The 16,006-nt window shown below is 48.9% G+C and carries 19 protein-coding genes; 6 read left to right on the top strand and 13 right to left on the bottom strand.

The window, feature by feature from the left end:
- Positions 1–5 precede the first annotated feature (5 nt).
- The 4 genes from VJ249_05745 to VJ249_05730 are packed head-to-tail and all read right to left on the bottom strand — an operon-like array spanning position 6 to position 1,852.
- Positions 6–548 carry a GTP-dependent dephospho-CoA kinase family protein gene (locus tag VJ249_05745; protein ID HKZ94066.1) on the bottom strand — a complete coding sequence of 181 codons (543 nt, stop codon included), beginning with the start codon at positions 546–548 and terminating at the stop codon, positions 6–8.
- Between the two features lie 44 nt (positions 549–592).
- Positions 593–778 carry a transcription elongation factor subunit Spt4 gene (gene spt4 / locus VJ249_05740; GenBank protein ID HKZ94065.1) on the bottom strand — a complete coding sequence of 62 codons (186 nt, stop codon included), beginning with the start codon at positions 776–778 and terminating at the stop codon, positions 593–595.
- A gap of 24 nt (positions 779–802) precedes the next feature.
- Positions 803–1,420: a DNA-directed RNA polymerase gene (locus tag VJ249_05735; GenBank protein HKZ94064.1), complete on the bottom strand. Its 618-nt coding sequence runs from the start codon at positions 1,418–1,420 to the stop codon at positions 803–805.
- Between the two features lie 33 nt (positions 1,421–1,453).
- Positions 1,454–1,852: a nucleotide-binding protein gene (locus VJ249_05730; protein ID HKZ94063.1), complete on the bottom strand. Its 399-nt coding sequence runs from the start codon at positions 1,850–1,852 to the stop codon at positions 1,454–1,456.
- A gap of 175 nt (positions 1,853–2,027) precedes the next feature.
- Between VJ249_05730 and VJ249_05725 the strand changes: the two genes are divergently transcribed.
- Together VJ249_05725 and VJ249_05720 are read left to right on the top strand one after the other, a co-directional pair.
- Positions 2,028–2,510, top strand: coding sequence for a transglutaminase-like domain-containing protein (locus VJ249_05725; protein ID HKZ94062.1), 483 nt, complete (start codon positions 2,028–2,030; stop codon positions 2,508–2,510).
- Positions 2,511–2,523: 13 nt separating this feature from the next.
- Positions 2,524–3,762, top strand: a complete 1,239-nt coding sequence (locus VJ249_05720) for an MFS transporter (protein HKZ94061.1) — start codon at positions 2,524–2,526, stop codon at positions 3,760–3,762.
- Between the two features lie 75 nt (positions 3,763–3,837).
- Here the strand turns inward: VJ249_05720 and VJ249_05715 are convergent, their stop codons facing one another.
- From VJ249_05715 to VJ249_05705, 3 genes are all read right to left on the bottom strand, one after another.
- Complete coding sequence (locus VJ249_05715) at positions 3,838–4,368, bottom strand: hypothetical protein (protein ID HKZ94060.1); 531 nt, start codon at positions 4,366–4,368, stop codon at positions 3,838–3,840.
- A gap of 127 nt (positions 4,369–4,495) precedes the next feature.
- Positions 4,496–5,731: a translation initiation factor IF-2 subunit gamma gene (locus VJ249_05710; GenBank protein ID HKZ94059.1), complete on the bottom strand. Its 1,236-nt coding sequence runs from the start codon at positions 5,729–5,731 to the stop codon at positions 4,496–4,498.
- Positions 5,700–6,188, bottom strand: coding sequence for a 30S ribosomal protein S6e (locus VJ249_05705; GenBank protein ID HKZ94058.1), 489 nt, complete (start codon positions 6,186–6,188; stop codon positions 5,700–5,702). The genes VJ249_05710 and VJ249_05705 overlap by 32 nt, the downstream gene beginning before the upstream one ends.
- Positions 6,189–6,307: 119 nt before the next feature.
- Here VJ249_05705 and VJ249_05700 point away from each other — a divergent pair, with 119 nt between their 5' ends.
- The gene (locus VJ249_05700) at positions 6,308–7,576 is read left to right on the top strand and encodes an ArgE/DapE family deacylase (protein ID HKZ94057.1); all 1,269 of its coding nucleotides are present in this window, start codon (positions 6,308–6,310) and stop codon (positions 7,574–7,576) included.
- Here VJ249_05700 and gatE read toward each other — a convergent pair.
- The 3 genes from gatE to VJ249_05685 all read right to left on the bottom strand — a co-directional run bounded on the left by gatE (position 7,573) and on the right by VJ249_05685 (position 11,164).
- Entirely contained in the window at positions 7,573–9,474 is a 1,902-nt protein-coding gene (gene gatE, locus VJ249_05695) for a Glu-tRNA(Gln) amidotransferase subunit GatE (protein ID HKZ94056.1), read from the bottom strand. The genes VJ249_05700 and gatE overlap by 4 nt on opposite strands.
- A gap of 8 nt (positions 9,475–9,482) precedes the next feature.
- Entirely contained in the window at positions 9,483–10,799 is a 1,317-nt protein-coding gene (gatD, locus tag VJ249_05690; protein ID HKZ94055.1) for a Glu-tRNA(Gln) amidotransferase subunit GatD, read from the bottom strand.
- A gap of 197 nt (positions 10,800–10,996) precedes the next feature.
- Complete coding sequence (locus tag VJ249_05685) at positions 10,997–11,164, bottom strand: hypothetical protein (GenBank protein HKZ94054.1); 168 nt, start codon at positions 11,162–11,164, stop codon at positions 10,997–10,999.
- On the opposite strand from VJ249_05685, the gene VJ249_05680 reads away from it, so the two are divergent.
- From VJ249_05680 to VJ249_05670, 3 genes are all read left to right on the top strand, one after another.
- Positions 11,112–12,212 carry an MFS transporter gene (locus VJ249_05680; GenBank protein ID HKZ94053.1) on the top strand — a complete coding sequence of 367 codons (1,101 nt, stop codon included), beginning with the start codon at positions 11,112–11,114 and terminating at the stop codon, positions 12,210–12,212. The two genes, VJ249_05685 and VJ249_05680, sit on opposite strands and share 53 nt — an antisense overlap.
- 245 nt (positions 12,213–12,457) lie before the next feature.
- Complete coding sequence (locus VJ249_05675) at positions 12,458–12,712, top strand: DUF4258 domain-containing protein (GenBank protein HKZ94052.1); 255 nt, start codon at positions 12,458–12,460, stop codon at positions 12,710–12,712.
- Complete coding sequence (locus VJ249_05670) at positions 12,693–12,917, top strand: DUF2283 domain-containing protein (protein HKZ94051.1); 225 nt, start codon at positions 12,693–12,695, stop codon at positions 12,915–12,917. The genes VJ249_05675 and VJ249_05670 overlap by 20 nt, the downstream gene beginning before the upstream one ends.
- Before the next feature lies 1 nt (position 12,918).
- On the opposite strand, the gene VJ249_05665 is transcribed toward VJ249_05670, so the two are convergent.
- From VJ249_05665 to VJ249_05655, 3 genes are all read right to left on the bottom strand, one after another.
- Positions 12,919–13,875, bottom strand: coding sequence for a GNAT family N-acetyltransferase (locus VJ249_05665; protein ID HKZ94050.1), 957 nt, complete (start codon positions 13,873–13,875; stop codon positions 12,919–12,921).
- A 6-nt stretch (positions 13,876–13,881) separates the two neighbouring features.
- A complete protein-coding gene (locus VJ249_05660; GenBank protein ID HKZ94049.1) occupies positions 13,882–15,468 on the bottom strand; it encodes a tRNA uridine(34) 5-carboxymethylaminomethyl modification radical SAM/GNAT enzyme Elp3 in 1,587 nt (528 codons plus the stop codon).
- A 159-nt stretch (positions 15,469–15,627) separates the two neighbouring features.
- Positions 15,628–16,006: TATA box-binding protein (locus VJ249_05655; GenBank protein ID HKZ94048.1), on the bottom strand; the 379-nt coding region annotated here is incomplete at its 5' end.

The following is a 16,006-nucleotide window of genomic DNA, read 5'->3' as shown; positions in this document are numbered from 1 at the left end:
TTACTTTAGCTTTTTGGGAGAGGCTCCATAGCCTTTATGATGAGATTCACCTTGTGTTTTGCTGTTTCATCCACTTTGACGGCTACAATACCTTCATGGGGCTGTCCATAAACCACGTACGAGCCTTGCGGCGCCATCAACACAGCAACAAGGGTCAACAGGTCTTCTTCACCATCAATCATGATCTGCGTCGGTTGTTTCTGCCTCAAAGCCTCTTTGACGACTAGCCACGATTGAGCGGTTATGGTTCCTGCAGGGTTTTCGGCTTTTATCTTCCGGCTCTTCTGTGTTTTGATGGTCTGAGTTTTTTCTCTCATGACTTTGCCGTCAACAATCATAAGGTGCGGTTGAACGCCGGTCTTCAGCATGTTTTGGGAAACGACATCTCCAACCGAGATTAGGTATTCTGGTTTTTCTCTCTGGATCAGCAGGCTCAGCTGCTTCATTGTTTGTTCTGGCGTGCCTTTGATCAGCAATCCCAATGGATTCTTCAGTTCTTGGCGTAGCTCTGGTTTGAGGACGAGTGTGTGTTTTGGTTTAACGCTCATGTACTTAATTCTCCGTATTGATGCTATTCAGAAAAGGTAACTTTCTAGCGTACTCTTAGGGCGTATTTGCCTTTTTTCGTGGCTTTCATGGCTTTGGCTATGGCTGAGGTCTCCGGATCGAAAATGATGACGATTCCAGAGTAATCATCACTGAAGCTAGTGGATTTGCAGTTTGGACAGGTGGTTTCTGTCGTAACGTAGTTGCAGTCTCGGCAAGCTTTTCCGCCCATGGACTAGGCTTCTCCTCCGCCGGTTTAACGCTTAGCTCGTTTTGCTGCTGGAGCGGTTGGCGCTGCTTTCTTGGGTTTCTCTGCTGCGCCGCTCTTCAATCTTTCCACATCCTGTTTTAGCCATTCCAGCTTGCCTAAGAAGGGTTGGCGCGCTGTGACACCGACTTTGCCTGAGCCTCCGCCCCTTCCCAACGAGACGGCTGTGATGCGCACTCTGACGTGGTCGCCTGTTGCCAGCTTGCGTCTGGTTTCTTTGCCCATTAAGACGCCTTGTTTTTCATCGTAGGATATGAAATCGTCCATGAGTTGAGAAACGTGAAGCAACGTGTCTATTGGCCCCACTCGTACGAATGCGCCGAACTCGGCGATTTCCACAACTTCGCCTTCCACCACCTCTTGAAGCTTTGGATAAAATGTCAACAGCGAGAACACAGCTCGGTTGTAGGTTGCGCCCTCGCCTGGAATAATCTTGCCCACAGGGTTGATTTGTATGTCGGTAACAGCTATGACGTAGCCGAGTTCCTCGTCAACCATGCCCTCATACTTGCTTTTCAATTGGGCATATCCTACAGCTTCAATTGGGTCGCCGAACTTTTCAGGCGGAATACGGATGGTATCCTCAAGAGAAACAAGCTTGAACATGATTTGTCCCTACCCACGTTTACCTTTAGCTAGTTAAAGGCTTCCCTCCAATTCCAAACGGGATTTTTGCCTCAAATAGATTACAGGGATGCTTATATCCCTTAATCTTCGCCTCAGCGCCGAGTCGTTTGTAGCTACTGCGCATTTCCACTCTGCAGCAACTCGGGCAATCACGTCGTCACCACTCTCTCTTTTATTTCTTTCAACATTGACCAATTGGCATCTTTCCGCAAGTTTCAAGGCGATTCGCGCCTGTTTGCGAAGTGCAGGCGCTCCCTTCTCCGCCATTTTCTGCAGCTCCTGAAGCGTTGTCGAGAGCAGGATCGGCTCGTATTTCTGGTTAAGCAAGTTCATCATTGCCTCGAAAATGTCGATCCTAAACTGTGAGGGAATGAAGAAGAAGTTGGAGTCCATGATTACTTTTTGAGCCATGGTTCTACCAATCACTGCTCTTTACAGATATAAGTTTGGAAATATCATTGACACGTGCCCCGTCAAGCGCGATATTGTGAATATTGATTCTTGCTGCACAACTACTAACTATTCGGCAACCTTCTTCTTCATTTGATCAGCAGCCAAAGAGAACTACGAAGCGAGGATTAACAGCATGGTGTCCGCGCATCAGAATTCCATTGATAAGTATCGTGAAATAAGCGAAAACCTAGCTGAGCCTTCCTTGCTTGTCAGATTGATGGCGTTGTTTGAAAGAAGATACACGATAAGCGAGTTACTCGATTGGATGCATGAACGGTTGAAGTTCGACAAAGGAGACATAAAACGCCACAACGATCCAGGGGAAATTCTAGCTTATGGCCGTGGTAGATGCGGTGAATTCAGCATTCTCTTCACCAGCTTGTGCCTAGCGCACTGGTATCGAGCGAGATTGATACTTGACATATCGGATCACGTGTGGACCGAGGTGTGGGATGAGCAGCAGAAAAGATGGATTCACATTGATCCTTCCGAAAAACGAGTAGACGACCCCTATATGTATGAAAGAGACTGGAAAAAGAACCTAATAGAAATATACGCCTTCGAAAACGGCGCCATAGAAAACATAACAAGAAACTACAAGCTGGCAAAGGACTAGTAAATTGTCGCAAGTGACAGTTGCAACCGAGCAGGAACGGCAGCAAAACAGCTCTTTGTTCAGTCGAAATATCTCCGCATTGGCTTTAAGCAGCGCCATAAGGGCGATGGGCGGGTTCATAGGCGTTTATCTCCCCCTATACTTCGTACAAATCGGCGGTGACCCATTCACGTTAGGTATGCTAACATTTGCCGCATCGCTGGTTCAACTAGTCTTTCTCCCAATTGGAGGCTTCATAGCTGACAATCATGGCAGGCGAAAGATCATGGTTACTGCAGCCTTGCTTGGCGCTGTATTTCCCTTTTTATATGCAGTCGCTCAGGATTGGCGAGTTTTTGGCCTAATAACTGTGTTCGCCGCGATTGGAGCTATATCTAATCCAGCAACCCGCGCCACTGTTGTCGACTCTATTCCACCCGAGAAACGGACCACTGGAATTGCTGCTCTTCAAGTCGTCTCAACACTTCCGTCAATCATCTCGCCGTCAATTGGAGGGTGGATCATTCTGAAATATGGTTTAGAAGATGGGTTCAAAGTGGCTTGCATATACGGAGCAGTCTTTGCGCTGATCTCGATAATTCCCTTATTCGCAATGCTAAAAGAAACACTGCATCCTAAGGATGCACAGAAAGATCGTTCACCTTCGCGTAACAGCATTCTGAGCTTTGAAAAGCCCTCCTTTCTCGGGTTGCCTCAAAGCCTCAAAGCTCTAATGGCTTCCTACGCTTTGGTCGTGTTTGCCAACGGTGCAGTCTCGCAGTATTACATCTTATACGCGTCAAACGTAGTTGGGCTCACCGCCTTCGACTGGGGCGCAGTCGTCAGCCTTCAGATCTTGGTGGCAAGCGTTGTGAGAATCCCAGGCGGCTGGCTCAGCGACAAATTCGGTAAGAAAAGAGCCATGGCGTTTTCGTTGCTGCTCACAATTCCTATGATTCTAATTTTCACTATGTCACAGTCACTTACACAAGTCGTGGTGTCCGCTCTCTTACTTGTGGCAGCGGGAATCTATTACGCGCCGGCGCATGAGGCTCTTCAAGCCGATCTTACGCCAAGACCAGTCAGGGGACGCGTAAACGCACTGTGGGATATGAGCAGCTTTCTCGCTGTTGGCTTAGGTGCGCTTGCAGGAGGCTTCGCTTACCAGACATTTGGTCCAGCTGTGCCCTTCTACATCTTTGCCACGACTGAACTCGCAGCCGCGGCGCTGCTAATTAGTAAAGTGAAAGAACCCGAGATAAAGGAAGCCTGAGGCTCTGCTCCTCTGCGTTCTTCTGTGATGACGTCTTCCAGTTTACAATGGGACGGCGTGAGACATATAGGCATTTTATGCCACGAGGTAAACGCTTACCTGTGCCGTTACGGTGCTAGGACTGCTATTGAAGATTTCTATTTGAATTCGCTGGCTCATGGCGTCATAGGTTTTGACCCAGCTCTGGCCATTTGGGGTAGCTGTTTCTATGAGCCATGAATAACCAGCGTCGTCGCCGGCATATATTTTGAAATAACAGTTTCCAGGTGTTGACAACCAGATTAAGACTGTTACCTTGGCGTAACCATCGATTGAGATCATGCTTGAAAGCCAACTACCTGATGGCGGAATCATAATGTTCACGCCACCCGGTCTAAGATACTGTGTTGCATGGCCAGCTATGGTAATGTTTTTCGTGGGATCTCCTGTGGAGCCGTATGCCTCTCCCAATCGCTGAAGCTCATTGGCATCTATGATTCCGTTTTCGTCGTAATCAAGCCACGGATCATATCGACCGTTGCCCTGTTGACCCGACAACGGAGCGTGAGCCATAGTCAACAAGGCTAACGCTAGTAGCATTCCTATCATGAATTGTTTTACATTCATAAATCATCTCCCCCTCTGCCGATTTGGCAACATAGCAACAGAGACAAGAAGTTGCATTAACGATTTACGGAGAAATCAGGACGCTAAATATGCAAGCCTCTCTGTGAAGTGCACTCTTACCTAATGACTACGTGATTATACCATAGCCTATGAGTCGCCATCTTCCAGCGATTTTGCGGCTTATCGCGGTTCGCGCGCCTTCTTCAGCACTTACCGGGCGACTGAGTTTCAGCGTGGCGTTTTCGCCTCTTATCGATGTAACAGCTCCAGATGTTATGGTGGTTCCCACATCTAGTAGAAGAGCTTCGCCGACGCGCACGTTTTCGATCTCCATTAGCTCTTTGGTTCCCAGTGCGCGTGGAAACAGGTGGGTCTCCATTGTTAACTCTGAAAGCGTGGGCGGCAACGTCTCAGGCTTTCCGACAATGTTGCCTGTCAAGCCATCGGCTTTGGTCAGAGACGGATCAAGTAGTGTGCCCATGCCCACTAGACCTCCTGGTCGAGCTTCGTCAACGGCGTTGCCGCCTGCTTGAAGGGTGGTCACCTCTGAGTACAACGGTTCATAAATGGTTCTTCCAGCTTTTTCCACTCTGACTCCTGGGCGAATCTCTACTTCGTCGTTAACTTTGAGTACGCCTTGGAATATCGTTCCGCCCAAAACGCCGCCAGCCAATTCGTCCACAGTTGTGCCTGGTTTGTTCACGTCGAAAGACCTGAGAACAGACATCCTTACTGGTTTTGTCGAATCACGTTTGGGTGTGGGAACGTGTTCTTCTAAGGCTTGGATCAAAACGTCAATGTTCGCGCCGTGCTGGGCTGAAATGGGAATGATGGGCGCGTTTTCAGCTATGCTGCCTTTGACAAAGCTCTTTATTTGCTCGTAGTTTTCTAGCGCTCTTTTCTCGTCAACTAAATCGATCTTGTTTTGTATGATGATGAGGTTCTTGACGTTCACAATTTCAATAGCAGCCAAGTGCTCTCTAGTTTGGGGTTGAGGACAAGTTTCGTCGGCGGCTACGACAAGCATGGCTCCGTCCATCACGGCTGCGCCTGAAAGCATCGTGGCCATCAATGCTTCGTGGCCGGGTGCATCTACAAAGCTGACGGCTCTGACGAATTCGCCTGGTTTTGGGCAGCCTTTGCATTTGGGTTCGGTTGAATAACACTGTGGTGGCGGGCAGTCGGGGCATTTGTATACAGGCGTGTCTGCGTAGCCTAGTTTGATTGTGATGCCGCGGCGAAGTTCTTCGCTGTGTCTTGATGCCCAAACACCGGTTAACGACTGGACAAGTGTGGTTTTGCCGTGATCCACGTGTCCAATTGTGCCTATGTTAACCTCCGGTTGTTTGGGCAGTTTCTTCAGCGGTTTCACCTCCGCTTGTGGCGGTTGAGGGTTGTGCGGGTTGAGTAGACTCGGGTTCAGCTTCTGCTTCAACTTTTGGTTTCTTGGTTTTCTTGGGTTTCTCCGCTTTCTTCTCTTTTTCCAGCGTTTTCATGTTGATTTGGACTATGTCTTCGGTTATGATGTTTCCGCGGACTGTTTTGCGTTGGCGTTCGCCTTCGTGTGTGGGGTGGAATCCTATGCCTTTGCTTAGCATGACGCTGATTCGTACGCCGCCGTGTACGTTGGGGCGCATGGGAAAGCCGTCTTTGTCTGAGCCGCCTGTGATTTGCATTTTGGCGCCTGACATGCCTACAACTGTGCCGTCTATGGTTTCGCCTATGCGTTTGCCGATTAGGGGCACGGCTCGGGCGCCTTCTAGCTCGACGACTTTTGATTTGGCAGACGGGTCGGAGACAATGACCTTGAACTTCGCCATGGTTGAAGCTGTCTCTCCATGAAACTTGATTAGGCATAGAGAAGATAAGTATCCATTTATTAAGCGTTTGCTGAAACCTATCTACAATCATAAGCAGAACTTTGCGCAGGTGCGACAAGTTGAAATCACTCAACCAAAAAGTGGCTGACATCATTGAGAAACGCCAGAACGAATTAACCAAACTGTGCAGCGAGCTGGTTCAAGCGAGAAGTGAGAATCCCCCCGGAGATGTCTCAGACGTTGCGAAAGTGTGTGAAGACTTTCTGAAACAGGAGGGCATCAGTTATCAGAAGCTTGAACCGGAAGAGGGACACGTCAGTGTAATAGGCACTGTTGGAAAGGGCAAGCCTTCGCTGATTCTATGCGGACACATGGACGTAGTTCCAGCTGGCGACACAACTAAGTGGACTGTGCCCCCGTACAAGGGCGAAGTCAAGCAGGGCAAACTGTACGGGCGAGGCGCAACCGACCAGAAGGCAGGCGTAGCCGCGCAGCTTATGGCGACGGCAGCTGCAAAAGATTTCGAAGACGAGCTGCCAGAAAGAATCACTGTTGCTAATGTTCCAGATGAGGAGGCTCAGGGACCCGCTGGCGTCATCTGGCTGGTGCAGAACAAGAAGTTGACGGGCGACGCCTGCTTAATCACTGAGCCAACTGGCTACTTGGACGGGCACTATTCCATAGTTGCTGGGGAACGTGGAACCTGTTGGCTCAATATCACTGCTTTCGGCAAGCCAGCGCATGGTAGCACGCCGCCGCGGGGTCGAAACGCCATTGAAATGTTAACCAGTTTTTTGCCAACGTTGAAGGCTTTGGAGGCTGAAGCGGTTGAGACACCGCAAGATGCAAAGGCTCTGGTCAAGAACGGGGAAAGGGAACAGCGCAGGTTAGCGTTGAAGGATGGTATCGCGCCGAGTAAGCTGGTGAGGACGCTTACGCATTACACGGTTAATATCGGTGTCATAGCTGGTGGAACCAAAACTAATGTTGTGCCTGAGAAATGCTGGGCTGAAGTCGACATCCGCGTGCCTGCTGGGGGGAGTCCTGACGGTGTGGAAAAATTTGTGCGTAGCCTGCTTCCAGAAGACTTTGAGGTTTCGGTCATCAACAAGACGTTGCCTTCGTACACGCCTGCCGACGACTCTCTAGTCAAAGCTATTCAGAAAGGTGCTAAGCCGGTCTTTGGGTATGTGCCGCCTCCGACTTACATGCCTGCGACCACTGACGCTCACTTCTTCCGCAGGATGCTCGGCATTCCAGCTATGTCGTTTGGACCGGGCTGTGGCGAGTTAGCCCACACCTACGATGAATTCGTCTACGTTAAAGACATTAAGAACGCGGCTAAAGTGTATGCCAACGTAATCGCTGATTTTGGGGCGAAGCGCTAGGTTTTCTTTAGTTTCTTTTTTAATGTGTTGGCGATTTGTTCAGCGTTGGCTTTGCCGCGTGTTTTTTTCATGATTTGGCCCATTAAGGCGCTGAATGCGGCTTCTCCGCTTTTTTCGATTAGGCTTTTGTTTTCTTGAATTGCTTCGTCGATGAGGTGGTCGAGTTCTTTTTCGGAGAGCATGCCTAAGCCTAAATTGTCTACGGCTTGTTTTGCTGATGCGCCTTCATGTGTGGCTAGCCAAGTGATGATGTCGGGAACGGCTTCTTTCGTGGTTTGTCCAGCGTCTATTTGGGTGAAGAGTTCGCGGAGTTGCTGGTCTGTGACGTTTTCGGTTTGGATGCCTTCGCGTTTGAGGCTTTTTATGGTTTCAGTTAGGACTGCTGCTACTATTGTGGGTGAGACTTTGGTTTCTTTGACGATGATCTCGAAGAGTGGCGCGTACTCTGAGTCTAGGACTTGTTTGGCTAGTTTCTGGTTTAAGCCATAAGCCTTGGTTAGGCGTTCCATTTTTTGTTCGGGCATTTCTGGGAGCCGAGTTCGCAGTTGTTTCAGGTAGTCTCCCCTGATTTGTATGGGTGGCACGTCGGTTTCTGGGTACATTCTTGCAGCGCCGGGTCTGGGTCGCATGTACCTTGTTGTGCCGTCGGGGTTGGCTGCGCGGGTTTCTTCGGGTACGCCTTTGAGGGCTTCTTTGGCTCTTTCGATTACGGCTTTTAGGGCGTCTGTGGCGTTTTCCACGGCGTCGGCTACGAAGACTACTGCGTCTTGCTCTTCCGCCTTTGCTAGTTTTCTCAGTTCCTCTACTTCTTGTGTGGTTATTCCGTAGGCTGGCATTTCGTCGGTGTGGAACAAGCCGCCGACTCTGCCCCAGAAGCGTGCTCGATCAGCCATTTCAGTGCCTAGTCGTACTCCGGGCATCAATTCGGTTCCAAGTAGACTCGCGAAACGTGGAAGTTTGACAGCTAGTACCGGCTTGTGTTCGCTTAGGGCTTTTTTGATGACTTTGCTTTGGGTTTTTTGGAAGGCTTTTGATACGTCGGTGAATTCTTCGGTTAGGGTGTCTTTAGTTGTGCCTCGTTTTTGGAGTTCTTCTTTGATTTTGATGAGGTTGAGCTGGCGCTGGACTTCGTATTCCACTGCCTTGGAGACGAGTTCGAGTTCTTGGACGCCTTTGATTTCGATTAATGCGCCGTCTGGTATGCTTATGTTTAGGTCTTGGCGTATTGTGCCCAAGCCTCGTTTGACTTTGCCCGTGGCTCTCAGAATGCATCCTATTGCCAATGCTGTTTTCTCGGTTTCCTGCGGCGTGTACAAGACGGGGGCGGTTGTGACTTCGATTAGTGGTATGCCTAGGCGGTCGATTCGGTAGCGTATTGTTTTGCCGCTTTCTTCCTCGTTCATTTTTCGGGCTGCGTCTTCTTCTAAGGCGATGAGTTGGATTGGGATTTTTTTGGCTTCGACTTCGATTTCGCCGTTGAGCGCTGTGACGCATGTGCGTTGGAAGCCTGTGGTGTTTGAGCCGTCTATGACGGTTTTGCGCATGACGTGGATTTCGTCGGCTGGTTTGGCGTTTGCCATAAGTGCCACGGTTAGGGCGATTTCAACTGCTTCATGGTTGAGGTTGTGCGGTGGTTCCTCGTCCATTTCAACTAGGCACGATGTTGTCTTAGTGGCTTCGTAGAGGATTTTGACGCCTTTTTGAAACTCGAAGTAGGCTGCTGGATCGATTTGCCCTAGCTCGCTCTGGGTTGGGCGTAGGCGTCTGAGAAACGTGATTTCTGGGTTTTCTTTGAAGAGTTCGGGTTTGCAGCTGCAGAACAGTTTTTCTGCTGTGTCGAGTTGCTGATGGATTTCTAAGCCGACTTTTAAGCCTAGTTTAGCGTAGTCTATGCTCATAGGCTGTGTCAACCTGTGTCGGTTTCGCTCAGAGTGCGTGGCGAAATTTCGCCTGCAATGTTGGTTGTGAGCAGTTTTTTGGCTTCGTCTGGCTTGCGAGTTTGTCCAAGTGTCCACATGAGTTTGACTAGTGCGGTTTCGCTGAGCATGTCTTCGAGTGGGGTGACGCCAGCGTTGAGGAAGTCTCTGCCCGTGTCGTAGACGTTCATGTCTACTCTGCCCCAAATGCATTGGCTGGTCATAGCTACGATTACATCTTTTTCCACTGCTGCGCGAACTGAGTTTAGGCACTGGTGGCTGATGTGCCCGAGTCCCGTGCCTTCAAAAACTATGCCTTTGTACCCATTACCCACGAGGTGGTCGATTATTTCAGGGTTGAAGCCGGGATGAAACTTTAGTAGCGCTACTTTTTCTTCGAAATTTGGCTTTAAGACGAGTTTTCTGTTTTTGTCTCTTTTGCGGTAGTCTTGTGTGAGCATGATTACGTTGCCGTTTTCGACTTTGGCGAGTGGTTCGGTGTTGATGGATTTGAAGGTGTCTCTGCGGCTGGTGTGGCATTTTCGGACTTTTGTGCCTCGGTGCAGGACTGTGGCTGTGTCTGATGGGGTTTCGTGCATGGCTAATGTGACTTCGGCGAAAGGTGCTTTAGCTGCGGCTGTGACGGCTCCGGTTAGGTTTGTGGCTGCGTCTGAGCTGGGTCTGTCTGCGGATCGTTGTGAGCCGACTAGTATGACGGATACGGGTAGTTCTTGCAATGCGAAGCTTAAGGCTGCGGCTGTGTAGCCCATGGTGTCTGTTCCATGCGCCACTATGACTCCGTCTTCGCCTTTCTCGATGCGTTTGGCAACTGCTTTGGCGAGTTCCGACCAGTGTTTCGCAGTCATGTCTTCGCTGAATATGCTGAACAATATTTCTGCGTCTATTGTGGCTATGTCTGAGAGTTCTGGTACGACGCTGTAGAGGTCGCTTGCTGACAGCGCTGGCCTTACTGCTCCTGTGCGGTAATCAACTCTGCTAGCGATGGTGCCGCCTGTGCTGATGATTGTGACTTTGGGCAGGTTGGGCTTTTGTGTTGGCGGAGCTGGGGCAACGAATGCCGGTTTGGCTCCTGCGCCGGTCTTCTCGATTTTTGTTGATGAGGTTATGTGGATGCCTATGTTGTAGCCTGTTTTCAGTTTGATGACGATGTGCTTGTCGTCGCTGTATTCTGATCGTGGAATCAGGATGCCTTCGTAGGTTTCGGTGTTTTTTGTTATTTTGATTATGTCGCCTATCTCAGCTTGGGCTTGTTTGAGATGCTGTAGGGCTTCTCCTTTGTAGCCCATTGTTTTCTCATCCAAATCCTGTTTCACCAACGCTGCGAGGTTGTCTAATCGATGGTACGACTACACATAATCGTGTTGCGTTATTCTGTTTTTCGTGTTGGGCCGGTCTTCTTGAGGAGGGTATTTCAGCATTGAAGAATAAAGCCCATTTCGCGTGCAACTGCGCAGCCATAGTTTAATTAGGGTAAGATGTTACCTCAGGTTTCTATTATGGGCTCTGATGTGGGTTCAAAGTCGAGTGCTTCTTCAAAGAGGATTTTTCTTCCCACGTTGGTGTTCTGTGCGTTTTCTGTTGGTCCGCTTTCGGTTTTGATGGGGCTCTTTCTGTATCCTATTGCCACGGAGTTCGGGGTGGAAGTTGGCATTATGGGTCAGGTTAACACTTTTTCTTCTGTGGCTGCGGTTGTTTTTGCGTTGGTTATGGGTTTTCTGTGTGTTCGTTTTAGACACAAGTCGTTGTTGATGACGGGTTTGCTTTTCTTTGCCGTATCGTCCGTTGGGTGTTTCTTAGCGGCAGGTTTCGTTGGGATGCTCTTGGCTTACTCTATAAGTGGTTTGGGGCTGGCGATGGTTAACCCGATGGTTAACGCGCTGGTCGGAGAGCATTTTCCATTGGAGAAAAGGGCTAGAGTCGTTGCATGGACTGTTGGGGCGGGTGCGATGTCTTATGTCGTTGGTCCTTTGGTCTTGAATTTGCTTGCAGACTTTGGAGGCTGGCGGTTTTCGCTTTTGGGCTTTGTTACTCCTCTCTTGTTTGTTGGTCTTTTACTAGCGTTCTTTGGCATTCCATCTGATTCTCACAGTCATGGGACAGCAATGAGTCGGAGTGGTTTTCTTTCGGGTTTCAAGGAAGTTCTGTCGAATAGGTCTGCTTTGGCTTGTTTGGCGGGTGACGCCTTTCGGGCTGCTTCTTTTGCAGCGGTTTTGTATTATGGCGTGGCGTTTTTTATGCAGCGGTTCGAAGCGTCCACTGATGTTGCAGCCCTCATAATTCTGGTGGCAGCTTCCTGCTACACTGTTGGTAGTTTGGTCAGTGGTCGATTTGTGGATAGGATTGGGCGTAAGCCCTCAACAGCGGTGACTGCTTTGCTGGCTGGTGTGTTCACGGTGTCTTTCGTTTTTGTGCCTTATTTCTGGGTTTCTTTGCTGTTGAACTTAACGGCTGCTTTGCTTTTTGGTATGGTTACTGCAGCGGCTATAAGTTTGACTCTTGAGCAGGTTCCGGGACATCGGGGTACTATGATGTCGGTGGACTCCGCTTTTGTGAATCTAGGTTATGCTTTGGGTGCGGCTGTTGGCGGACTGGCGCTTATCTGGTTTGATTATGAGGGTTTGGGAACAGCACTTGGATTATTCGGCATCGTCGCTGCTACAGTCTTCTACCTATTTGCCAGAGACCCAACAAGGAAGTAATCGCGGGTAGGGCGTATCGTTGTGTGAAGATTCCATGAAATGCTTGGACTTTGGTGCGTCATGAGTATGGGGCACGCAAGGTTTTTGACATGTATGGTCCGTCATGGTGGTAGCCGAAGCGTTTCGTCTAAATTCGTTTTCTCCAGCTACACTTCGTAAGCAGTTCTTATTCAGTGCTTGCCCCTCTATTTATTAGCTTTAAAAGCAAGAAGGGAAGACACATTGAGGCTTGTGGGCTGTTTGGGATGATTGTGATCATAAAGCCTCATGCTGAAATGAGAATGCTGGATCGAGGCATCAGAGAAGCGCAGGTTTACAAGATTTTAGAAAATCCAGCAGAGGTTATCTTGGTTCGTTATGGTAGGTTGGCAGCTCATGGGAAAATCCGTGGGAGAGAGCTTGTCGTCATTTATGAAAAGAAAAACGGAAAAATAGAGGTAATTACAGTGTTATGGGTAGACGAAAGGAGGCTCCAGCGCATTGGCTTTGCTAGAATATGACCCAAGTTCCAACGCGCTCTACATTCGACTTAGAAGAGGGAAGATTGTCGAAAGCGAGCCCATCTCAGATTGCGTGATTCTTGATCTGGACCGTAAGAAGGAGATTGTTGGAGTGGAGGTGCTTGGTCCAGCTCCTATCGACACTTCGAAGTTTTCGCTTCCTGTGAAGGTTGTTTCGAAAAGTCCTAAAGCTAAACGGAAGTAGTTCAGGGAGTTATTGCCTTTTCTAGTTCGTAGACTTCGAATGGTAGCTTTTCGAAGCCGAGTTTATCGTAGAGTGCTATGGCGGCTGTGTTTTCGACATCAACGCCCAGCGACGCCTGTTTAAATCCTCGTTCTTTCAGTCTCTCTAACCCTTTCAGTGTGAGATAGGTTCCGATGCCTGATCTGCGGAATTGTGGCGCAACTCCTACCTCAGCGATTAGTCCGTCGGTGCCTTGTTGAACCGCGATTGTGAAGCCCACATATTCGCCGTTGAGTGAGGCTGCGATCCAACCATCTGGGTCATGGTTGGAGCCTTCTCGTTCGCGTAGCTGCTGTATGAACTTCTTGGTCTGTTCGATGTTGGATGCAATTTGAGCTGCGTCTCGGTCTTTTGAGTCTTGAAAGCATTTCATGAATAGGTCGACGAAGCAGTCTGCGTTGACTTGATTTAGGGTTGCGAGTTTGATGAGAAGAGGTGTTGTGTATTCTGGTGGAGTGTCAAGTTTCTTCCACATGATTAGTGCTTTGCGTACAATCTTGAAGTCGAGGGCTTGATAAAGTTCGATGTATGGTGTAGTGTCGCTGGGTCTTCCCATTATTGAGTATTTGAGTTTCTGAGCGCCCTGTTCCTCAAGATGCTTGATTGCGGCTTCAACTAGGGCGGAGCTTACTTCCAGTTGTGGAGAGGTTGGCAAGATGCAGGGTGAGTAATGGTGGATTTGACCGGTGTTTGCGTCTTCCATGCTTGCTTCTATGAACCCGATTGGCTGGTCTTGGGTTAGGGCGAAAATGAGCCTGTATGTAGGATTCTTCTTTTTTTCTTCGATTTCCTGTTTAGCGTTGCTGACTGTTATTGGGCCATGCTTGCTGAACCATGTACACGTCTTGTATCTTTCGTTGTGGATGTTGACGTATGTTTCTTCGTCGCCTTGGGCGTAGTCGCGGAAGGATAGTTTCATCGATTTTCACTTCAGCGTTTTGGACATGTATGGTCCGTCGTGGTGGTAGCCGAAGCGTTTGTAGTATTGTTTTGTTCCTAATGCGCTTATAATAACAATCTTTCTGCGGTTGTATTCTTCCTGTGTGATGTGTTCGGCTTTTGTGAGGAGTTGTTGTCCGATGCCTTTGTGTTGCCATGCTTTGGTTTGGTGTTTTCCAACTGGCACAACTGGACCGTAAACGTGTAGTTCGCGTACTATGCTGCACGGTTCGGCTGTGATTTCTGGTCTGTGGGCTTCGGCTGATGGGATGCGGAGGCGTAGGTAGCCGATTAAGACGTCGTTGGCTGTGTCTTCGGCTGAGATGAAGATTTCTTCGCCTTCGGAAGCCTCATACTTTGTGGTTTGGATGTGGATGTTGTTGAGGTTTGGTTTGACGTGGTCTTTGAGCCATCTGTGTCCTACTTCTCGGCATCGTATGCACTTGCAGCGCATGTTTTGTTCTTGGAGTTTTTGTTGGGCGAGTTGGCGGAGGTTGCTGTGTTTGACGCCTGCTTCAATTAATTGGGCTGGTATGTCTCTTTGAACGCGCATGATGCGAACCCATGGTGGAATAGTTTTCTTGATTTCCGCGATGAGTTCGGCTGCTTGTTCGGTTGTGTAGGGTTGGTATGTGCCTTTTTTCCACCATTCGTGTGTTTTGGTGCCTTTCAAGACTAAGCAGGGATAGATCTTGATCATGTCAGGTTTGTAGTCTGGGTTGGTGAAGATGGTTTTGAAGGCGTTTAGGTCTCGTTTGGGGTTTGAGCCGGGTAAGCCGGGCATCATGTGGTAAGCTACTTTCAAACCCGAGTCTTTGAGTGTGCGTGTGGCTTCTACTACGTCTTTGACTGTGTGTTCTCGATTGACTAGCTGGTATATGTCGTCGTGGATGTTTTGGACTCCCAGTTCAACTCGGGTCACACCCATAGCTAGCATGTGGTCTACTTGCTGTTGCTTTGACCAGTCAGGGCGTGTTTCAACTGTAATGCCAACGTTGCGGGTTCGGCTGGTTTCTGCTTGTTTTTCTGCTTCTGTTAGTGACTTGGATTTTTGTTGTGTTATGGCGTCTAGGCAGCGTTGAACAAAACGTGACTGATACTGCTTAGGTGTAGCTGGGAAGGTTCCACCCATGATTACGAGCTCAACTTTGTCTACTGTGTGTCCGATTGATTCTAGTTGATTAATGCGGCTGCGCACCTGCCTGTAAGGGTTGTAGCGGTTTTGTATGCCACGCATAGCAGCTGGTTCAAAACCAGTGTAGCTCTGAGGTGAGCCAACAGAAGGCCCGCCAGGGCAGTAGGCGCAAGGTGTGGTTTTAGGGCACGGGTAAGGCTTGGTCATGACGGCTACGATGGTTACGCCTGAGATGGTGCGAATCTGTTTTCTGCGCAGAACGGAGACAAGACGTTTTTCTTTGGGCTTTAGGTTGCTTATCAGAATTGAGTTGGGTGGAAGAGTCTGGAGGTTATAGGTTTGGGCAGCTTGCATCTTAACCATGTTTACGTCTTTGACTGTAGGTTTAGGAATCCGCATGAGGCGTTGAATGATCTCGCGATAAGCGTTTCTGGTCATTGAACTGTCCAGACAATACCACTAAGCCCGAATAGATAAAGCCTGTTTTGTGTCGGATGGAAATTCTATCCAAACAACTACTGCTGTGTTTATGCTTGGTATCCGTATACAATGAGGAATATGCAAACGAAGGCGATAGGCGAATAACGTATGAAGTTATTATTCGTAGAATATGAGGTTTTGTTCCTCTAAGCTTGCGTGAAGCTTATGCACTGCATCATAAACGTCCTGTTCTTTCTTCGCTCCTGTGCAGACAAGGTTCCCGCTTGCGAACAGAAGAATTACCACCCTAGGCTCGTCCATCCTGTAGATCAGTCCTGGAAACTGCTCCGGCTCATACATCGTTTTTCCAAGCGTGGAAACTGTCTTCTCCAAATCTATCTTTCCGCCTAACCCTGCAGAAGCAACGATGTTCACAACCTTCAACTCCGGCTTGCTGATGATGATTATTCCGCTCTTTTTCAGTTCTTTAACAACTGTCATAACAGCTCTGCGGGATTCCTTTTCCGATTTTGCTCCCGTGCAAACCATTTTACCA

This window comes from Candidatus Bathyarchaeia archaeon (genome assembly GCA_035283685.1).
In the GTDB taxonomy this organism is placed as follows: Archaea; Thermoproteota; Bathyarchaeia; order Bathyarchaeales; family Bathyarchaeaceae; genus DATETJ01.
This window is presented reverse-complemented; position numbering and strand designations above follow the sequence as displayed.